This is a genomic window from Nocardiopsis tropica (assembly GCF_042660575.1).
Lineage (GTDB): Bacteria > Actinomycetota > Actinomycetes > Streptosporangiales > Streptosporangiaceae > Nocardiopsis > Nocardiopsis tropica.
This window is the reverse complement of sequence record NZ_JBHSUF010000013.1, coordinates 36,407-54,595: the sequence shown is the minus strand read 5'-3', so window position 1 is coordinate 54,595 and position 18,189 is coordinate 36,407. Positions and strand designations below refer to the sequence as shown.

The following is an 18,189-nucleotide window of genomic DNA, read 5'->3' as shown; positions in this document are numbered from 1 at the left end:
TTCCGAGCTGGTTGGCTGCGGCGCGGGAGTGTCCGCGCCCCCTTCCCCCTCACCCCCAGGAACGACCCATGAGCAAGACCATGGCGGCCACAGCGGCTCTCACCGTCGCCCTCACCGGGACGGCCGCCCCCGTACACGCCGATGAACGGCACTCCGCCGGAACGGATTCCGGGGGCGTCGCACTGTCCGCGGTCGGTACCTACCGCACGGGCTCCTTCGACGCGGCGGCCGCGGAGATCGTCGCCCACGACCCGCGCTCCCAGCGGTTGTTCGTGGTCAACGCCGCGGCCGCCACGGTCGAGGTCCTCGACATCTCGGACCCGTCCGCACCCGCCAAGCTCCTCGACCTGAGAGTCGCCGGGGTGGCGGCCGCGGACGGGTCGGTGGTCGGGGAGGGGGCGGTCGCCAACTCCGTGGCGGTCCACGATGGCGTCGTGGCCGTGGCCGTCGAGGCCGCGGACCGCACCGACGACGGCTGGGTGGTCTTCTTCGACACCGGGGGCGGGGCGCTGAACGCGGTCCGGGTCGGCGCCCTGCCGGACATGGCGACCTTCACCCCCGACGGCCGACACCTCCTGGTCGCCAACGAGGGCGAGCCCGACGACGCCCACACCGTCGACCCGGAGGGCTCCGTCAGCGTGATCAGAGTGAACCGCAGGCCGGCCGCCCTCACCCAGGACGACGTGCGCACGGCCGACTTCCGCGCCTGGGACGGGGACAGGGAGCTCCACCCCGACGTGCGGGTGTTCGGGCCGGACCTGTCCACCGGCGAGCCGGGAACCCCCGGCCGGGTGGCGCGCAACCTCGAACCCGAGTACATCGTCGCGGACACCGCCTACAGCGCGCACGTGGTCCTCCAGGAGGCCAACGCGTTCGCCGTCCTGGACCTGCGCACCGCGGAGTTCACCGACATCGTGCCCTTCGGGGTCAAGGACCACCTGGAGCCCGGCAACGGACTGGACGCGTCCGACCGCGACGGGGCGGTCCGCATCGAGAACTGGCCGGTGTACGGCATGTACCAGCCCGACGGCTTCGACAGCTACCGGTGGCAGGGCCGGACCCTGCTGGTCACCGCCAACGAGGGGGACTCCCGGGACCGGGACGGCTACTCGGAGGAGGCCAGGCTGGCCGACCTGGTCGAGGAGACCCCGCTGTGCGAGGACTCCCCGCGCCTGCGCGACTTCGTCGACGGCAACGACCTGGGCGTCACTTCGCCGGAGGGGCTGGCCGACGACGCCGCCCTCGGGCGGCTGACGGTCACCGCGGCCGACGGCCTGCGCGAGGACGGCTCCTGCTACGAGGACGTGTACGCGTTCGGCGGCCGGTCCTTCTCGATCTGGACGGCGGACGGGGAGCAGCTCTTCGACTCCGGTGCCGACTTCGAGCGGATCACCGCGGAGGCCGAGCCGGACTTCTTCAACTCCAACCACACGGAGAACAGCTTCGAGAGCCGCAGCGACGACAAGGGCCCCGAGCCGGAGGGCGTCGTGCTGGGCGAGGTGTCCGGCCGCACGTACGCGTTCATCGGCCTGGAACGCGTAGGCGGGGTCATGGTGTACGACGTCACCGACCCGAACGCCGCCTTCCACGTGCAGTACCTCAACAACCGGGACTTCTCCGCCGAGCCAGGGACCCGGGAGGCCGGAGACCTCGGCGCCGAGGGCCTGGCGTTCATCGCGGGCGACGACTCGCCCGTCCCGGGGGTGCCCCTCCTGGCCGTGGCCAACGAGGTGTCCGGGTCGACCACGCTCTACCGGGTGGACCCGGCCTGACGCCGGGCCCGGACCCGGCGTCGGGCCGGGTCCGGGCCCGAACGGCCTGCCGGGGGCGGCTACTCGGTGAACTCCAGGCAGAACGGGTGCCCGGCCGGGTCCGCGTAGACGCGGAACGGGACGCCGGGGGCGTCGTGCGTACGCGCCAGCGGTGTGGCTCCGAGGGCGACCACCCGGTCCTCCGCCGCGTCGATGTCGTCCACCCGGATGTCGAAGTGCATCTGCTGGGGCCGCTCCGGGTCCGGCCACGCCGGCGGCCGGTGGTCCGGGGCGAGCTGGAAGGCGAGGTGCGGTCCTTCACCGTCGCCGATCTCCACCCAGGAGCCGTCCGCGCCCTCGTAGGTGACGGGCAGCCCCAGGAGCTCGGAGTAGAACCCGGCGAGCGCGGCCGGGTCCGGGCAGTCGATGGCGATGGTGCGCAGTCGTCCGATCATGGCCGCAGGATGCCACAGGCTCGCCGGTGCGGCCGGGGTTTCGTGCGCGGTCGGGCCGCGGGCCGCAGCGGCCCGGCCTCCCCGGTCCCCGGCGGGGTCCGCCCTGAGGAGGCCGGGCGTCCCCCGGTTCCCGCTGCCGGCTGGCGGGCCGTCAGGGACGGCCCCTTTCCCGTACAGTGGTCAATGCGGAGAGTGAGACATAGGTCACTCAATGACATGGCGTTCTCCGCGTCAGACCTCCGTCCCGGCTCCGTCAGGTGGATGAGGCGCCGCCGCGGAGTACCGGCCGTGTCCGGTGCCGGACCACGACACGGAGAAGGAACAGGAAGGCCACCATGGCTCGCAAGGACCGCGACCCCATTCCCGACGACCTGACGCCCGAGGAGCGCAAGGCCGTCGAACGCCAGGGCGACCAGCTCGCCTGGGAGCGGAGCCAGGGCAGCATCCCCGGTTTCGGTGAGCACGGCTGCGGCTCGTCCGGCGACGACTAGCTCTTTCCGGGGCGCTGCGGGAACGGGCCCGGGACGCGCGGGACGGACACCGGGAGGGGTTCTCCGTCCCGCGGCGCGGCTCGACCGCGAAAGGTCGGCCCGAAGGGTGGCGGGACGCCGCGGCGCTCCCCGTACGACGCCGCGGGGGAGCCGGCGGGGCGGGCCGGTGCGGGTCCGCCGCACACGGCGGCCTCCGGGGCGGGGTCGGCCGCGCCCCGAGTGTGACTAGGTGCACCCAGTGCTTCGTTGCACTTAGTGCACTCTGGTGTCTAGCGTGAAACCGTGAACGACCAGCACCGACAACCCTCACGTGACCGGCGTGCGGCTCTCAAGTCGCGCCACCGTCGCGCCATCGTCGAGGCCGCCGCCGCGCTGATGACCGAGAGCGGGGGGACCGGCTTCACCGTCGACCAGCTCGCGGAACGGGCCGACGTCTCCCGCCGGACCGTGTTCAACCACTTCAGGTCCCTGGACGACATCGTCCTCGAGGTGTTCGGCCAGATGCTGGAGGCGATCGTCGACAGCATCGAGGCCAACCTCACCGCGGCGGACGCCGACCGCCCGGGGAGCATGTTCGACGAGTTCGCCGCGGCGATACGCAGCACCGACCTGCTCACCCCGATCACCCGGCTCAAGCAGTTCCTCAAACAGGAGGGGCACGAACCGGCCCCGAGCCGTGCGGCGCTGTTCGAGCGGGCGATGAACGACGTGAGCGCCCGCCTGGCGGCGATCATGACGCGCCGTCACCCGCGTGTCGACCCGCTCGTGGTCGACCTCATGTGCGGCGCGCTCATCAGCGGCGGCGCGGTCACGGTCCAGCGCTGGGAGCAGACCACCGGGGGAGTCGTCACCGCGTCCTCCCGCCGGGTCTGGTCCGAACTGCTGGACCGCATGATCGCCGTCAACCGGGACGGGTACGGCTCGGTCGGCCCCGCCTCCTCCTGAGCGCACGACGCGCTCCCACCACCCATCTCCGTTTGGCAGACAACAACCATGGCTGAATTTCTCTACAGACTCGGGCGCGCGTGCGCACACCGCGCCAAGACCGCCATAGCGATCTGGCTGGCGCTGCTCGTGGCGGCCGGTACCGCCTTCTTCCTCTTCTCCGGGGAGCTGGAGGACAGCTTCTCCATCCCGGGGACGCCCACCGACGAGGTGGAGCAGCTCCTGTCGCAGGAGTTCTCCGGTATGGGCGGCGGCGCGGGCACCGTCGTCTACCAGACCGAGGACGGCTCGGCCTTCACGGAGGAACAGCAGGACGCGATCGCCGACCGCGCGGAGGAGGCCGCCGAGGTCTCCGGCGTCGAGACGACGGTGGACCCGTTCGCCACAGAGGACCAGCGGGCCGACCAGCAGCAGGAGCTGGAGGACGGCCGCGAGGAGCTCGAGTCCGGGCTCCAGGACCTCGAAGCCGGCCAGGCGGAGCTCGACGCGGGCCGCGCCCAGGCCGAGGCCGCCGGGATGCTCGACCAGGCCGAGGCCGGGCTCGACGCCGAACAGGCCGTGATCGACCAGAACCTCGAGGAGATCGAGACGGGCCTGGAGGAGCTCGAACGGGGCGAGGCCATGCTGGAGATGGCCTCCGGGATCCGCACGGTCTCCGAGGACGGCAGCACCGCCCTGGTCAACATCGCCTTCACCGACAGCCAGACGGAGATCTCCCAGGAGACCCGCGACGCCGTCATGGCGGTCTTCGAGAGCGACCCGGTGCCCGGCACCACCGTCGACTTCGGCAACGACATGGCCATGGCGATGCCCAGCCTGGTCAGCACCGCCGAGGTGATCGGCGTGATCGTGGCCGCCGTGGTGCTGGTGGTCATGCTGGGAACCCTGGTGGGCGCCGGCCTGCCGATCCTGACGGCGCTGATCGGCGTCGGTGTGGCCACCCTGATCGCGATGTCGCTGTCCGGGGTGCTGGAGATGGCGTCGGTGACGCCGATCCTCGGCCTGATGCTCGGTCTGGCCGTCGGCATCGACTACGCGCTGTTCATCGTCAACCGCCACCGCCGCCAGCTCAAGCAGGGCGCCGAGGTCGGCGAGTCCATCGGCCTGGCCAACGGGACCGCGGGCAACGCGGTGGTCTTCGCGGGAACGACCGTGCTCGTCGCGCTGCTGGGCCTGAACCTGACCGGGATCGGTTTCCTCGGCCTCATGGGCAGTGTGGGCGCGATCTCCATCGCCGTCGCCGTGTTCATCGCGATCACGCTCGTCCCGGCGCTGCTGTCGCTGATCGGCATGCGCATCCTGTCGCGCCGCGAGCGCGGACGCCTCGCGGAGAACGCCGCCGCGTCCGCAGGGGGCGGCAACACGGGCGGGTCCGAGAGCATCCGGCCGATGTCGACCGGCCGGGCCGTGCTCCAGGCCGCCGTCGCCGTGATCGCCCTGGTCATCATCGCCCTGCCCGCTCTGGGCCTGCGACTGGGCATGCCGGACGGCTCCGCGGAGCCCACCGACTCCACCCAGTACCGGGCCTACACCGCCGTGGAGGAGAACTTCGGAGCGGGGCAGAACGGCACGCTCCTGGTCGTCGCCGAACTCACCGGCGGACCGACCGACGAGGCCGCCGAGCAGAACGCCCTGGACGAGCAGGCACAGGTCGCGGCGGAGCTCTACTCCCACGACGACGTCTCGGCGGTGGCGCCCATCGGGATCTCCGACGACCACTCCCTGGCCATCTTCCAGGTCGTGCCCGAGGACGGCCCGTCCAGCGAGACCACCGAGGAACTCGTGCACACCCTCCGCGACATGGAGCCGATCGACGGCGCCGGGCCGCTGGGCGTCGCGGGCATGGCCAGCGGAAACATCGACATCTCGGAGACCCTGAGTGAGTCGCTGCCGACCTACCTCACCGTGGTCGTGGGCCTGTCCCTGGTGATCCTGCTGCTGGTGTTCCGGTCGGTCTTCGTGCCGGTCGTGGCCACGCTCGGGTTCGTGCTGTCCTTCTTCGCCTCGCTGGGCGGGGTGGTGGCCGTCTACCAGTGGGGATGGCTGGGAGGCCTCTTCGGGATCGAGAACACCGGGCCGGTGCTGAACTTCCTGCCCACGCTCCTGGCCGGCATCCTGTTCGGCCTGGCGATGGACTACATGCTCTTCATCGGTACGGGCATGCGCGAGGCCTACGTGCACGGCGACCCCGCCCGGGTGGCCGTGGTGCGCGGGTTCCACGCCGGCCGCGCCGTGGTCACCGCCGCGGCGATCATCATGATCTCGGTGTTCGGCGGGTTCGTCTTCTCCCACAGCGTCATGATCAGCTCGATCGGGTTCGCGCTCGCCTTCGGCGTGCTCATCGACGCCTTCGTCGTGCGCATGGCGCTGATCCCCGCGCTCATGCACCTGGCGGGGAACGGCGCGTGGTGGCTGCCCAGGTGGCTCGACCGGATCCTGCCCGACATCGACGTGGAGGGCGCCGCCCTGGAGAAGCGCCACCCGCACGAGCGGGGGGCCGAGGACGGCGACGCCGCCGCAGACGCGGGCCCCACCCCGGAGAAGGACGCCGGTGAGGTGTCCTCCCGACGGGGCTGAGGCGCCTGTTCCACCAGGGCCCGGGGGCGGTCACCGCCCCCGGGCCCTCGTCGCGTCCGGGCCGGGGGACCGCCCGGCGGCCGGGCGCGATGTCGCCGGGCGCGTTGCCGGAGACGTGCACCGTCCGCGCCCTAAGCTGGCATGACTGTGCGTTCGACGAGGACACCGGGGGTAGCGATGGGGTTCACGGACACCAGGATCGACCACTTCGTGGACAAGGCGGTCGCGGCCGAGGAGAGGGGAGACCTGGAGAGTGCCCGGTTCTTCGCCTCCCTGGCGAACGCCAAGGCCCTGTCCGACATCTCCAGGGCCCTGCGCGGCCTGAACCTGGAACCGGTCGGACGGTTCACCGACGGCCAGGTCGACGACTAGGGCGTGCCCGCCGGCGCGGCCCCGCACGGCGAGGGCCCCGAGGTCGGGCGGAAGACGGTCCCGGTCATGTGCACTGCATGTGCAACGCGTCCCCGACGGGGCTCTTCGACGTGGGCGCACAAAAGAGAGCGCCCGGCCTGTGGTTAGCAGGTCGGGCGCTCTTCTCCACTGTCTCAAGGTGGTGCACTCGGGAGGACTCGAACCCCCAACCTTCTGATCCGTAGTCAGATGCTCTATCCATTGAGCTACGAGTGCAGGTTGTTCAGTTGTGTGTCGCCCGGTTGGCCTGGCCTCCCTGGCGACGTCTCCGACTCTATCACGGTGCCGGAGGGCCTCGAACCGTTGTGTGCGTGTGTGACCCGTCATGCCGGTCCGTGTCCCCGGTCGCCCCGCGAGGGGCCGGCGGCCCCGGCGCGAGGCGCGCCGGGGCCGCCGGAACGGAAGGGTCGGGCGCCGGTGGTCAGCACCCTCCGCCGAGGACGACCCCGTCGACGCGGGAGACGCCGGCGTTGCGCTGTTCGCCCACGCGCCGGTTGACCTCCTCGGGGGCCACGGACTCGCCCTGCTGGTGGTACACCCAGTCGACGTCCTGCACATAGGTGCTCGGGCCGCCGACGTGGCCGGTCATGTCGATGAACCACTGGTTGAAGTTGATCGACATCGGCGACGACGGGTAGTACTTGCCGCTGTGCTCGGCCACCAGGTGCGTGTCCACGTAGTAGCGGACCACGCCGTCCTCCACCTGGATCACCAGGTCGCGCCAGCCCTCGAAGGACCGGTTCACCACGTCGCTGACGTTGTCCGCCACCCAGGGATCGCGCTGGTAGGTGTGGTACGAGGTCAGGTACATGGCCTCCGCGGGGGCGCCCCATCCCGAGTTGGGCAGGTACTCGAAGTCGAGCTCGCTGTAGTCCGGGTCGTTGTCGTAGGCCAGCGGGGTGATCGTGTAGAAGGTCTGGAGCACGGTGTCGCCGTCCTGGCCGGAGACCGGGGCGTCGGCGAACTTGACCATGGCGGCGTAGGTGCCCTCGTGGAACTTCTCCTCGCCGAAGGTCAGCTCGGCCTGGCTCGTGCCCGCGGGGGTGCCGTCCGTGGTCGAGGTCAGGCGCAGGACGGAGTTGCCGTCCTCCTGGGCGAAGGAGACGTTGTCGGCGTCCCAGGAGGCGCCGGGCACGCCGGGGCCGCCGTCCCAGCTGCGCACGTTCCAGCCCTGTGCGCGCAGGGCCGGGTCGGTGTGGTCGCCGTAGTCGAAGTCGTCGAAGAACAGGCCGCACGGGGCGGACGCCGTGGACGTCTGGTCGGAGACGGTCTCCACCAGAGTGGGGGAGCCCGTCGCGCAGGCCGCGAGGGGGAGGGTGACGGCGCAGGCCAGGGCGATGCCGCCGAAGCGGAGGGGGACGGGCACGGGGGACTCCTCTGATGGGTGCGGAGGGGCCGGGCCGGGGGCGGCCCGGGGCGGGTGGTCGGAGCCGTGGAGACGGGCCCAATCTGTCGATCGTGAATCCGCCGCGTCAACCCGGTGCGGCGACCCTTTCGGAGGGTTTCCGTGTCGTCACTGGTAATGACGTTGCCGTGTGGCCCATGTCATAGGGCGGCCGCGCGGCCTTCGTTTTTTCCGGGTGAACGTTTTCCGACGGGCGCGTGGCCGGGGGGTATTCCCTGGTGGGAGAGCGTTTCGGGAGAGGCCGGGTCTCGCCCGCCGTGGCGGCCGTCCCTTGCGTGGCTCTTTCCTTTTCGGCGGGAGGGGGCGCCCGGGACGCCGCCGAGGCCCGGGGGCGTCCGTCGGTCACGCCTCGGGGGCTCCGGGGAGCGGTCGGCCTCCGACGCCGGGTGGGTCGGTCCGTCCCGGACCTCCTCGGCGCCCGCGCGTTCAGGGCCTCGGCCCGGAACCGGGAGCGTGCCACGCCCCGATAGTACGCATATGTACATGGAAGCCTTCGCCGGGTCGAAAATCCACGTGCCGGTCGCCCGGCCCGTGCCCGTGTGGGCGCTTCTCGTCCTCTCCCTGACGGGCGGGCTGATCCTCGGTGTGGCCACCATGTCCGCCCGGCTCCTGCTGCCCGGTGCGCCGGGGTGGATCGCGAACCCCGGGACGGTGTGCGCCGTGTGGGCGGCGGCCGCCTTCGCGGTGGGCGCGGTCGGCTGCGGGCACCGCTGGTGGACGTGCGCCCTCGCGGGCGGCCTCACCCAGGCGGGCGCGGTGGTCGGCTGCCACGTCGGCGCCGCGATCCTGCTGTGCGGCGGCCAGGTCCTCCACGCGCCCCTGGTGTGGGGAGCGGTCGGGCTGGTCCACGGACCGCTCCTCGGCGTCGCCGGGGCCTGGTGGTGCGGCAGCTCGGGCTGGTGGCGGGCGGGCGCGGGGGCCCTGCTCGGCGCCGCACCGGGGGCCGCGGGCGCCTTCGAGCTCCTCCACCGGGCGGACCTCCCGTCCGCGCCCGGCACGGTCTGGGCGCACGTGCTGCTCGGGTTGGCGGCTCCCCTCCTCCTACCGGGCGGCCGGGCGGACCGGCTGCGATCGCTGGCGGTGCTCGCCGCGCTCGTCCCGCTGGGCGCGGGCCTCCACCTGCTGGCGGGTGCGGTGGCCGCCCCGGTGTGAGGGGCCCGGGCCGCGTCGACGCCCGGGGCCGGGCGGCGTACCGCCCGGCCCCGGGGCGGCCGGTCAGGAGGAGACGGCCTCCTCGACGGAGGCCGCCCACAGGGAGACGGCCGTGTCGACCTGGTCGCCGTCGACGATCAGCGGCGGGATCATCCGCACGACGTTGCCCGCCGGGCCGCAGGTGAGCAGCAGGAGCCCGTTGCGCGAGGCCGCCTGCTGGGCGCGCAGCGCCGTCGCGGCGTCGGGCGAGCCGTCCGGGGCGGTGAACTCGTTGGCGAGCATCAGGCCCCGGCCGCGCACGTCGCCGATCACCTCGTTGGCCCCGGCCACCTTCTCCAGGCCCTGGCGCAGCCTCTCGCCCATGCGGGCGGAGTTCTCCACCAGGCCCTCCTCCTGGATCACGTCCAGGGTGGCGAGGGCGGCCGCGCAGGACACCGCGTTGCCCCCGTAGGTGCCGCCCTGGGAGCCGGGCCACGCCTTCTCCATGATCTGGGCGGGCGCCGCGATGGCCGACAGCGGGAACCCGCTGGCCAGCCCCTTGGCGGTGATGACGATGTCGGGGCGGATGCCCGAGGGCTCGTGGCCCCAGAACGTCCCGGTCCGGCCGAACCCGGTCTGCACCTCGTCGGCGACCAGCAGGAACCCGTGCTTGTCGGCGCGCTCACGCAGCCCCTGCAGGAACGCGTCCGGTACGGGCACGTAGCCGCCTTCGCCGAGCACGGGCTCGATGAACACCGCCGCCGTGTCCTGCGGGGAGGTCACCGTCGTGAACAGGTAGTCCAGCTCGCGCAGGGCGTGGGCGACCGCGTCGGACTCGGACTGGCCCAGCCGGTAGGCGTACGGGAAGGGGGACACGACCACGCCGGGCACCAGCGGGCCGATGCCGGCGCGGATCTTGACCCCGGACGTGGTCAGGGAGGCGGCCCCCATGGTGCGGCCGTGGAACGAGCCCTGGAAGACGACGGCGTTCTGCCGGCCGGTCGCCTGGCGGGCCAGCCGGAGCGCGGCCTCCACGGCCTCGCTGCCGGAGTTCACGTAGAACAGGCGGTCGACGCCCTCGGGCAGGACCTCGCCGAGGCGCTCGGTGAGTCGCAGCAGGGGGCGGTGCATCACGGTGGTGTACTGGCCGTGGATGAGGGTCGCCACCTGCTCCTGCGCGGCGGCGACGACCCGGGGGTGGCAGTGCCCGGTGCTGGTCACACCGATGCCCGCGGTGAAGTCGAGATAGCGGCGGTCGTCCTCGTCGTAGATGTAGACACCCTCTCCTCGCGCCGCGACTACGGGTGTCGCCTGCTTGAGGACCGGGGAGAGCTCCGCCATGCGTGGCCTCGATTCCGTGGTTCGGGTTCCGTAGGATTGTTGACAATCGACACTGCTATGGAAACATCCGTGCAGTGGCGGTGTCCAGTGGGCGCACGTCGGGCAGTTCTGACCACAGGCCGACCGAAACGGGTGGGCCCGTCGACCGGGGAGTAGTGAACATGTCGGACCAGGAAGCACGGGTCGTCGCGCAGGTGGACAAGAGGCTCTTCGTCGGAGGGGAGTGGCGCGACGCGGACTCCGGGGCCACCTTCGAGGTGGAGGACCCCTCGACCCGCGAGGTGCTCTGCGCGGTCGCGGACGCCGGGAAGGAGGACGCCCTCGCCGCGCTCGACGCGGCGCACCGGGCCCAGCCCTCCTGGGCGCGGACGGCTCCCAGGGAGCGCAGCGAGATCCTGTACCGGGCGTACGGGCTCCTCATGGAGCGCCAGGAGGACCTCGCCGTCCTGATGACCCTGGAGATGGGCAAGCCGCTGGCCGAGGCCAAGGGGGAGATCGCCTACGCGGCGGAGTTCTTCCGCTGGTTCGCGGAGGAGGCCGTCCGCATCGAGGGAGGGTTCTCCACGTCGCCGGACGGCAAGTCGCGCTTCCTCGTCATGCGGCAGCCCGTCGGGCCCTGCATGCTCATCACCCCGTGGAACTTCCCCATGGCGATGGGCACGCGCAAGATCGGGCCCGCTATCGCGGCCGGGTGCACGATGGTCCTCAAGCCCGCCCACCAGACCCCCCTGTCGGCCCTCGCCCTCGCGGGCGTCCTGACCGAGGCCGGGCTGCCGGAGGGGGTTCTCAGCGTCCTGCCCACCACGGACCCCGGAGCGGTCACCGAGCCCCTGCTGGGCGACGGACGCATTCGCAAGCTCTCCTTCACGGGTTCGACCGCCGTGGGCAGGAAGCTCCTGGAGCAGAGCGCCGGACAGGTCCTGCGCACGTCCATGGAGCTGGGCGGCAACGCGCCCTTCCTCGTCTTCGACGACGCCGACCTGGACGCGGCCGTCGACGGGGCGATGCTCGCCAAGATGCGCAACATCGGCGAGGCGTGCACGGCCGCCAACCGCATCTACGCGCAGTCGGGGATCGCCGAGGAGTTCTCGGAGCGCCTCAGCGCCCGCATGGGCGCGCTGCGCATGGGGCGGGGGCTGGACGAGGGCGTCGAGGTGGGCCCGCTCATCGACGACAAGGCCCGCGACAAGGTGCAGCGCCTGGTGGACGACGCGGTCGGACGCGGTGCGAGCGTGCTGGTCGGCGGCGGCCCCGGCGACGGCCCCGGGCACTTCTACCGGCCGACCGTGCTCGCGAACGTCCCCTTCGCCAGCGAGCTGTCCACGACGGAGATCTTCGGACCGGTGGCCCCGGTGCTCACCTTCGAGACCGAGGAGGAGGCGGTCCGGGCGGCCAACGACACCGAGTTCGGCCTGGTCAGCTACCTCTACACCCGGGACCTCAACCGGGCGCTGCGGGTCAGCGAGGCGTTGGAGACCGGCATGGTCGGCCTCAACCAGGGAGTGGTCTCCAACCCGGCGGCGCCCTTCGGCGGGGTGAAGCACTCCGGCCTGGGCCGCGAGGGCGGCCGCGTGGGCATCGACGAGTTCCTGGACACCAAGTACGTGGGCATCGGCGGGATCTGACCGGGCGGGGTCCCGCGTCCCACGCGGGGGCGCGGGGCTCCCCCCGCGGCGGTCCGTCGACCGGACCGGGCGCGGGGGTCCGCGTCCCGGGACCGGGGCCCGCAGACCCCGGCCTAGCCCCCGGCCCCCGGCGCGGCCTCCGGCGGCGACGGGAAACCGTCGTGGATGCGCTGGACCGTGTCCACCATGTGCGACTCGATCAGCGCGAGCAGCCGGTCCTCGGCGCCGTCGGCGATGGCGTCGAGGATGCGGTGGTGCTCCTCCAGGAGTTCGCCCGGCTCGGGGTAGACGTGCTGCATCACCGTCAGGCACATGCGGGTCTCCACCAGCAGGGTCTGCGACATGCGCTCCAGGCGGCTGTTGCCCGCACAGCTCACGAGGGTCTGGTGGAACGCCTGGTCCGCGTCGCTCATCGCGTTCCGGTCGCCCCCCGCGGCGGCCAGGGCGAGCCGTTCCACGGCCGGGGTGAGGCGGGCGACCGCCTCACCCCGGTTGCCCCGCATGATCAGCTCGCACGCGGTCCTCTCGACCGCCAGCCTGGCCACGTAGACGTCGCGGACGTCGGCCTGGGTGAGCTCCCGCACGAACAGGCCCCTGTGCCGTTCGCTGCGCAGCAGCCCCTCCTGGACGAGGCGCTGCATCGCCTCGCGCAGGGGGCCGCGGCTCACGCCCAGCTGCCCGGCCAGCTCCGCCTCGCCGAGCTGGTCCCCCGGGGCGAGGGAGCCGTACATGATCGCGGACCGGAGCTGGTCGGCGATCAGTTCGGCGGTGGAGCGACGTGGGACGGGGCTGAGTCGGCCAGGGGCGGGCATGGTCCGCCCTCCTCTCGAGAAACGGGACACAGGGGATGTTGTCGGGCGACGAGGTCGAGGCTAACGGGCCGGCAGGGCGCTCCTGACCGCACCGGCGCCCACCCGGAACAGGGTTCCGGGCCCGCTCGGCCGCACGGTGTCCGCCCCGGCGAGCCGGAGCCCCTCCCACACGCTCACCTGGTTGGCGGTGAGCACGGTCTTGCCGAGCAGCGCCTCCATGGGCTCGATGAGGTGGGCGCTGTGCAGGGCGGTGTCCGGCACCAGGACGGCGTCGGCCCGCGTGTGGTCGTTGGAGATGACGAAGTCCACGGCGTCGTCCGGGCCCAGCCGGCCGACCTCCGCGGCGGTCGCGATGCCGTGGCTGGCCAGGGAGAGCACCGTCACCCCGGCCTCCGTGAGGAACTCCACGAACCGCTGGGCGACGTCGTCGGGGTAGGTGGCGGCGATCGCCACCCTGGAGATCCGCAGCTGGCTCAGGGCGTGCACGAACGCGAAGGACGTGCTCGAGGACGGCACCCCGGCGGCCCGGCGCACCCCCTCGACCTGCTTCCCGGCGCCCTCCCAGCCGAAGACGAAGCTCCCGCTCGTGCACGCCCACACCGCGGAGTCCACCTCCATCGCGGCCAGTTCGCGGGCGCCCTCGGCGAGCACGTCCTCGCCGCCGACGTCGAGCAGGGCGTCCACGCGGTGCGCGTCCTCTCGCATGAGGGTGTGCACCAGCGGCAGCTCGACGTCCCCTCCGAGCAGCTCCTCGAAGGCCTTGTAGTCGTCCTCGGCGCTGAATCCGGGATAGAGGAATCCGACGCGTGTCATGGGCTCTCCTTCCTGTGCGGTCGGCCCGGGCGTGTCATGCCGCGCTCGGCGCGGCCACGTCGATCAGGCTCTGTCCCCGGGCCACGGCCTGCCGGTTCGCGGCCTTCATCACCGCCCACATGGTCACCTGGTTGGCGGCGATCACCGGTTTGCCGAGCTCGCGTTCGAGCGGCGCGATGATGTCGTAGGTGAGCACGTTGGTGCAGCTGATGAAGACCGCCTGGGCGTCGGGGCGGTCCACCGCGTGCACCGCCTGGGACACCTCCTCGTAGGTGACCCTCCAGATGTGGCTGAGCAGGCCGAGGCCGACGCTGGAGGTCACCCCGACCGAGTGCTCGGCGAGGTAGGCCAGGAGCCGGTCGGTCACGCTGTCCACGTAGGGCGTGACGACGGCGATCCGGTCGGCCCCGAGCGCGTCGAGGGCCTGGATGAGGGCCCCGGAGGTGGTGACGGCGGCGGGCGCCCCGGCGTCCACCATGGTCCGGTGGAGGCGCCGCTGCCCCTCGGCCCCGTGCACGAAGCTCCCGGAGGCGCAGGCGTAGCCGATGGCCAGCGGTTCGGGGGCGAGCAGGGCCCTGACGGCCGGGTCGACGTTCTCCTCGCGGGACAGGGCCGCGGCCTGGTCGACCGTCACGGGCACGTGGACGTACGGCAGCCGTGTGACGTGCAGTGAGACGTCGTCCGGCGTCCAGCGCCACAGTTCGCGGTCGAGCGCGAAGTCGTAGGGCGCGATGACGCCGACCCCCGACTGCCATGGCGTCCGCGTGGTCGCGGCCAGTTCGACGACGCCGTGCTCCGCGCCGGTGCCGCTCGTGTGGTTCCCCTCGGTACGCATCGGTCACTCACCTCCCGGGATGTGTTGTCGTGTCTTCTCGGAGGCGCGGGTCGCGCCGGGACGGGGGGCCGTGCGGCCCCGCGGGGCGCTCAGCGCTCCAGTCGTTCGTACAGGAGCCGTTCGCCGACGCTTCCGGAGCGCCAGACGTCGTTGCAGGCCTCGGCCATGGCGGGCAGGTTCTCGACGACGGTGGCGAACACGTTGCCGGGCACCCAGCCGACGTCGCCGTTGAGCAGGAGGTTGTTGCGGCCGTAGAACAGGGCGAGGTCGATGACGCCGGGCAGGTCGCCGATCCCCTTGTCCTCCTTGAACGCGCGGTCGAGCATGCCGCCGTCGAAGGAGAAGTAGACGATGTCGCCGGGGATCGGGGTGACGGTGGGGTTCTCCTGGCCGGGCTCGACCTCGGCGAACCTCGGCACCATCGTGTAGACCTCGTTGCGCGCGTACTTGGCGTGCTGGACGGCGTCTCCCTGGGGGAGGGCGTTCCACACGGCCTCACAGGTGCGCGGCGCGTCCTCGTCGAGGAGCTCGGCCACGCAGGAGACCCCGCGGGCGGGCAGGGTGACGGTCATGTACCTGGGCAATGGGTGAGTCCCTTCGGCGTCTGCCCGGACCTTCGGCCGGGGACCGGCTGGAACACTCCGGACAACAGGACTGTTGATTGTCGACAATCTTACGATCAACAAGACCGGCGCGGCAATAGACCCGACTGGTGCGGATGGGGCACGCCTGGTCGGATGTGATGTGAGAGAGGCCGGTATCCGGTGGGAACGACCGCTTTGTGGATTGTTGACAATCCTATGTCGGCTCCCTAGCGTTTCCCGTGCAGGGCGATCCTCCCCACCGCAGAAGACCTCTCTGAACCATCGCCGCCGACCGGAGAGCGCACGCCCGTGAACAGTTCCGTCCCTTCCACGCCCCACCGACCGAGGCTCCTCGTCCTGCACGGGGGCGTCCTGCCGCCCGGACACGCACGGGTGGACGGCGACCCGCGCCTGGAGGGGGTCGACTACGCCACCGCCGAGGAGCTCCCGGCCAAGCTGCCCGGAACGCGGGCGCTGCTCGTGTGGGACCTGTTCACGGAGGCACTCGCCTCCGCCTGGGCCGGGGCCGACTCCCTGGAGTGGGTCCACGCCGCGACCACCGGCGTGGACAACCTGATGTTCCCCGGCCTGGTCGACAGCGGCGTCGTGGTCACGAACTCGCGCGGGATCTTCGACGAGCACATCGCCGAGTACGTGCTCGGCCAGGTGATCGCCTTCGCCAAGGACTTCCACCGGACCTGGGACCTCCAGCGCGAGCACCGCTGGGAGCACCGCGAGACCGAGCGCGTGTCGGGCAGCCGCGCCCTCGTGGTCGGCACCGGCCCGATCGGCCGCCGTATCGCCCGCAAGCTCTCGACGGTCGGCATGGAGGTGCGCGCCTCCGGCAGCCGCGCCCGCGAGGGCGATCCCGACTTCGGCGCCGTCGTCGAGTCCAGCCTGGCCGAGAGCGGCGCGGACGGCGGCCCCACCCTGCTGGGCGAGCTGCCCCGCGCCGACTACGTGGTGATCGCGGCGCCGCTCACCGATGCCACCCGGGACCTGGTCGACCGGCGCTTCCTGGAGCTGATGAAGCCCTCGGCCCGACTGCTCAACGTGGCGCGCGGCCCCATCGTGGTGGAGTCCGACCTCGCCGCGGCCCTCGACGCCGGGGTCATCGCCGGAGCCGCGCTGGACGTGTTCCGGCGCGAACCGCTCAAGGCGGTCTCCCCGCTCTGGGGACTGCCCGGCTCGGTCGTCTCGCCGCACATGTCCGGTGACGTCGTCGGCTGGCGCGACGACCTCATGGACCTGTTCCTCGACAACCTCGACCGCTACCTCGACGGACGAGAGCTGCTCAACGTCGTCGACAAGAGCCGTGGCTACGTGCCCGGCTGACCCGCATGTGGTGTGACTTGGGAGGCTGAAGTGACGATCCGTTCCGACCGGGCCGAGACCGACGACGCTGGAGCGGAATCCGGGGCCCCGGGGGGAGGGGCCTCGCGCGCCCCCGGGCCGGCCGCCGCGCGCGGCGGCTCCCCGTCCCCGGCCGACCTGTCCGCCGAACAGCTCCTCGCGGCCTACGCCGCTGGAGAGCTCTCCCCGGTGGAGGCCGTCGACGCCGTCCTGGAGCGCATCGAGCGGGACAACCCGGCCCTCAACGCGTTCTGCCTCGTCAGGCCGGAGGAGGCGCGCGAGGCCGCCGCCGCGTCCGCGGAGCGGTGGCGCCGCGGACGGCCGGACGGGGCGCTGGACGGCGTGCCCACGTCGGTCAAGGACATCCACCTCACCCGGGGCTGGCCCACGCTCAAGGGGTCGGTCACCAGTCCCCAGGACGGGCCGTGGGAGGAGGACTCCCCGGTGGTCGCGCGCCTGCGTGAGAACGGGGCCGTGTTCGTCGGCAAGACGACCACCCCCGAACTCGCCTGGAAGGGCGTCACCGACAGCCCCCTCACCGGGGTCACCCGCAACCCGTGGGACCTGTCCACCACCCCGGGCGGCTCCAGCGGCGGTTCCGCCGCCGCCGTCGCGGCGGGGATGGGGCCGCTGGCCACCGGAACGGACGGGGGCGGTTCGATCCGCATCCCGGCGAGCTTCAGCGGGATCTGCGGCATCAAGCCCACCTGGGGGCTGGTCCCCCACTACCCGGCCAGCCCGTTCGGGTCGCTCGCCCACACGGGCCCGATGGCCCGCACGGTGGGCGACACGGCGCTGATGCTGGAGGTCGTGTCCGGCTTCGACGCGCGCGACTGGATGGCGATGCCGACCCCGGAGCCCGGCCTGGGCGACGTGCGCCGCAGCACCGACCCCGGGGAGCTGGTGCGGGGCATGAGGATCGCGTACAGCCCCACCCTGGGCGGACTGGACGTGGACCCCGAGGTGGCGCGGGCGGTCGCCGGCGCCGCCGCGGTGTTCGAGTCGCTGGGCGCCCGGGTGGAGGAGGCCGACCCCGGCCTCCCCGGGTCCCGGGACGAGTTCCACGTGCTCTGGTACTCGGGGGCCGCGAAGGCCACGGAGAAGCTCACCGAACGGCAGCGCGACCTCCTCGACCCGGGGCTGCGCGGCATCATCGAGGAGGGCCTGACCTACTCGGCGCAGGACTACCTCACCGCGATGGCGCTGCGCATGGAGATGGGCGCGCGGATGGGGCGCTTCCACACCTCCTACGACCTCCTGATCACGCCGGCCACGCCGATCGCGGCGTTCGAGGCCGGCCTGGAGTCGCCGCCGCACCTGGCGGGGGAGCGGTGGACGTCCTGGGCGGGGTTCAGCTACCCGTTCAACATGACGCAGCAGCCCGCAGCGAGCGTGCCGTGCGGGTTCACGGGGGCAGGGCTGCCGGTGGGGCTCCAGGTGGTCGGACCCCGCCACGCCGACGCCCGCGTGCTGGCCGCCTGCCGCGCGTTCGAGCTCGCCCGGCCCTGGGCCGGCCGGAGGCCGTGAGCGCGCGCCCGGAACGGTCCCGGGAGCGGGCCGCGGGGACGCGGCGGCCAACATGTCGCCGAATCTCCGCGGCCGCAGGCGCACCGGCCTTGAACAGGTGCTTTGCTCCACGAGCAGGATGAAATATCCCTTT

Annotated in this window: 16 protein-coding genes and 1 tRNA gene; 9 read left to right on the top strand and 8 right to left on the bottom strand. The window is 72.4% G+C overall.

Features of this window, described 5'->3' with window-relative positions:
• Nucleotides 1-68 precede the first annotated feature (68 nt).
• Entirely contained in the window at nucleotides 69-1,772 is a 1,704-nt protein-coding gene (locus ACFQBR_RS21185; protein ID WP_344180210.1) for a choice-of-anchor I family protein, read from the top strand.
• Nucleotides 1,773-1,831: 59 nt separating this feature from the next.
• Here the strand turns inward: ACFQBR_RS21185 and ACFQBR_RS21180 are convergent, their stop codons facing one another.
• Nucleotides 1,832-2,206 (bottom strand): VOC family protein, encoded by a 375-nt coding sequence (locus ACFQBR_RS21180; RefSeq protein WP_267947259.1) that lies wholly within the window; start codon nucleotides 2,204-2,206, stop codon nucleotides 1,832-1,834.
• A gap of 335 nt (nucleotides 2,207-2,541) precedes the next feature.
• Between ACFQBR_RS21180 and ACFQBR_RS21175 the strand changes: the two genes are divergently transcribed.
• The 4 genes from ACFQBR_RS21175 (at nucleotide 2,542) to ACFQBR_RS21160 (ending at nucleotide 6,591) form a co-directional block, all read left to right on the top strand.
• Entirely contained in the window at nucleotides 2,542-2,697 is a 156-nt protein-coding gene (locus ACFQBR_RS21175; protein WP_267947258.1) for a hypothetical protein, read from the top strand.
• A 282-nt stretch (nucleotides 2,698-2,979) separates the two neighbouring features.
• Complete coding sequence (locus ACFQBR_RS21170; RefSeq protein WP_267947257.1) at nucleotides 2,980-3,642, top strand: TetR/AcrR family transcriptional regulator; 663 nt, start codon at nucleotides 2,980-2,982, stop codon at nucleotides 3,640-3,642.
• A 48-nt stretch (nucleotides 3,643-3,690) separates the two neighbouring features.
• Nucleotides 3,691-6,219 carry an MMPL family transporter gene (locus ACFQBR_RS21165; protein WP_344180208.1) on the top strand — a complete coding sequence of 843 codons (2,529 nt, stop codon included), beginning with the start codon at nucleotides 3,691-3,693 and terminating at the stop codon, nucleotides 6,217-6,219.
• Between the two features lie 177 nt (nucleotides 6,220-6,396).
• Nucleotides 6,397-6,591 (top strand): hypothetical protein, encoded by a 195-nt coding sequence (locus ACFQBR_RS21160; protein ID WP_267947255.1) that lies wholly within the window; start codon nucleotides 6,397-6,399, stop codon nucleotides 6,589-6,591.
• A 179-nt stretch (nucleotides 6,592-6,770) separates the two neighbouring features.
• On the opposite strand, the gene ACFQBR_RS21155 is transcribed toward ACFQBR_RS21160, so the two are convergent.
• Together ACFQBR_RS21155 and ACFQBR_RS21150 are read right to left on the bottom strand one after the other, a co-directional pair.
• Nucleotides 6,771-6,846, bottom strand: a tRNA-Arg gene (locus ACFQBR_RS21155).
• A 205-nt stretch (nucleotides 6,847-7,051) separates the two neighbouring features.
• Complete coding sequence (locus ACFQBR_RS21150) at nucleotides 7,052-7,996, bottom strand: glycoside hydrolase family 16 protein (protein ID WP_344180206.1); 945 nt, start codon at nucleotides 7,994-7,996, stop codon at nucleotides 7,052-7,054.
• A gap of 522 nt (nucleotides 7,997-8,518) precedes the next feature.
• On the opposite strand from ACFQBR_RS21150, the gene ACFQBR_RS21145 reads away from it, so the two are divergent.
• Nucleotides 8,519-9,187 (top strand): DUF6518 family protein, encoded by a 669-nt coding sequence (locus ACFQBR_RS21145; protein WP_378554198.1) that lies wholly within the window; start codon nucleotides 8,519-8,521, stop codon nucleotides 9,185-9,187.
• A gap of 63 nt (nucleotides 9,188-9,250) precedes the next feature.
• Here ACFQBR_RS21145 and ACFQBR_RS21140 read toward each other — a convergent pair whose 3' ends face one another.
• Entirely contained in the window at nucleotides 9,251-10,507 is a 1,257-nt protein-coding gene (locus ACFQBR_RS21140) for an aspartate aminotransferase family protein (protein ID WP_352982238.1), read from the bottom strand.
• 161 nt (nucleotides 10,508-10,668) lie between these two features.
• Between ACFQBR_RS21140 and ACFQBR_RS21135 the strand changes: the two genes are divergently transcribed.
• Complete coding sequence (locus ACFQBR_RS21135; RefSeq protein WP_344180200.1) at nucleotides 10,669-12,132, top strand: NAD-dependent succinate-semialdehyde dehydrogenase; 1,464 nt, start codon at nucleotides 10,669-10,671, stop codon at nucleotides 12,130-12,132.
• A 113-nt stretch (nucleotides 12,133-12,245) separates the two neighbouring features.
• Here the strand turns inward: ACFQBR_RS21135 and ACFQBR_RS21130 are convergent, their stop codons facing one another.
• The 4 genes from ACFQBR_RS21130 to ACFQBR_RS21115 all read right to left on the bottom strand — a co-directional run bounded on the left by ACFQBR_RS21130 (nucleotide 12,246) and on the right by ACFQBR_RS21115 (nucleotide 15,164).
• A complete protein-coding gene (locus ACFQBR_RS21130) occupies nucleotides 12,246-12,944 on the bottom strand; it encodes a GntR family transcriptional regulator (RefSeq protein WP_344180196.1) in 699 nt (232 codons plus the stop codon).
• 60 nt (nucleotides 12,945-13,004) lie between these two features.
• Nucleotides 13,005-13,757 carry a maleate cis-trans isomerase family protein gene (locus ACFQBR_RS21125; RefSeq protein WP_267947249.1) on the bottom strand — a complete coding sequence of 251 codons (753 nt, stop codon included), beginning with the start codon at nucleotides 13,755-13,757 and terminating at the stop codon, nucleotides 13,005-13,007.
• 34 nt (nucleotides 13,758-13,791) lie between these two features.
• Complete coding sequence (locus ACFQBR_RS21120) at nucleotides 13,792-14,592, bottom strand: maleate cis-trans isomerase family protein (RefSeq protein WP_344180194.1); 801 nt, start codon at nucleotides 14,590-14,592, stop codon at nucleotides 13,792-13,794.
• An 89-nt stretch (nucleotides 14,593-14,681) separates the two neighbouring features.
• A complete protein-coding gene (locus tag ACFQBR_RS21115; protein ID WP_267950573.1) occupies nucleotides 14,682-15,164 on the bottom strand; it encodes a DUF3830 family protein in 483 nt (160 codons plus the stop codon).
• A gap of 321 nt (nucleotides 15,165-15,485) precedes the next feature.
• Between ACFQBR_RS21115 and ACFQBR_RS21110 the strand changes: the two genes are divergently transcribed.
• Both ACFQBR_RS21110 and ACFQBR_RS21105 read left to right on the top strand, forming a co-directional pair.
• Complete coding sequence (locus ACFQBR_RS21110; protein WP_344180192.1) at nucleotides 15,486-16,511, top strand: D-2-hydroxyacid dehydrogenase; 1,026 nt, start codon at nucleotides 15,486-15,488, stop codon at nucleotides 16,509-16,511.
• A 30-nt stretch (nucleotides 16,512-16,541) separates the two neighbouring features.
• The gene (locus ACFQBR_RS21105; RefSeq protein WP_344180190.1) at nucleotides 16,542-18,056 is read left to right on the top strand and encodes an amidase; all 1,515 of its coding nucleotides are present in this window, start codon (nucleotides 16,542-16,544) and stop codon (nucleotides 18,054-18,056) included.
• The last annotated feature ends 133 nt before the right edge of the window (nucleotides 18,057-18,189 follow it).

Coding starts and splice junctions, on each gene's coding strand:
- ACFQBR_RS21185 (WP_344180210.1), top strand. CDS start 69: ATGAGCAAGACCATGGCGGCCACAGCGGCTCTCACCGTCGCCCTCACC.
- ACFQBR_RS21180 (WP_267947259.1), bottom strand. CDS start 2,206: ATGATCGGACGACTGCGCACCATCGCCATCGACTGCCCGGACCCGGCC.
- ACFQBR_RS21175 (WP_267947258.1), top strand. CDS start 2,542: ATGGCTCGCAAGGACCGCGACCCCATTCCCGACGACCTGACGCCCGAG.
- ACFQBR_RS21165 (WP_344180208.1), top strand. CDS start 3,691: ATGGCTGAATTTCTCTACAGACTCGGGCGCGCGTGCGCACACCGCGCC.
- ACFQBR_RS21160 (WP_267947255.1), top strand. CDS start 6,397: ATGGGGTTCACGGACACCAGGATCGACCACTTCGTGGACAAGGCGGTC.
- ACFQBR_RS21145 (WP_378554198.1), top strand. CDS start 8,519: ATGGAAGCCTTCGCCGGGTCGAAAATCCACGTGCCGGTCGCCCGGCCC.
- ACFQBR_RS21140 (WP_352982238.1), bottom strand. CDS start 10,507: ATGGCGGAGCTCTCCCCGGTCCTCAAGCAGGCGACACCCGTAGTCGCG.
- ACFQBR_RS21135 (WP_344180200.1), top strand. CDS start 10,669: ATGTCGGACCAGGAAGCACGGGTCGTCGCGCAGGTGGACAAGAGGCTC.
- ACFQBR_RS21130 (WP_344180196.1), bottom strand. CDS start 12,944: ATGCCCGCCCCTGGCCGACTCAGCCCCGTCCCACGTCGCTCCACCGCC.
- ACFQBR_RS21125 (WP_267947249.1), bottom strand. CDS start 13,757: ATGACACGCGTCGGATTCCTCTATCCCGGATTCAGCGCCGAGGACGAC.
- ACFQBR_RS21120 (WP_344180194.1), bottom strand. CDS start 14,592: ATGCGTACCGAGGGGAACCACACGAGCGGCACCGGCGCGGAGCACGGC.
- ACFQBR_RS21115 (WP_267950573.1), bottom strand. CDS start 15,164: ATGACCGTCACCCTGCCCGCCCGCGGGGTCTCCTGCGTGGCCGAGCTC.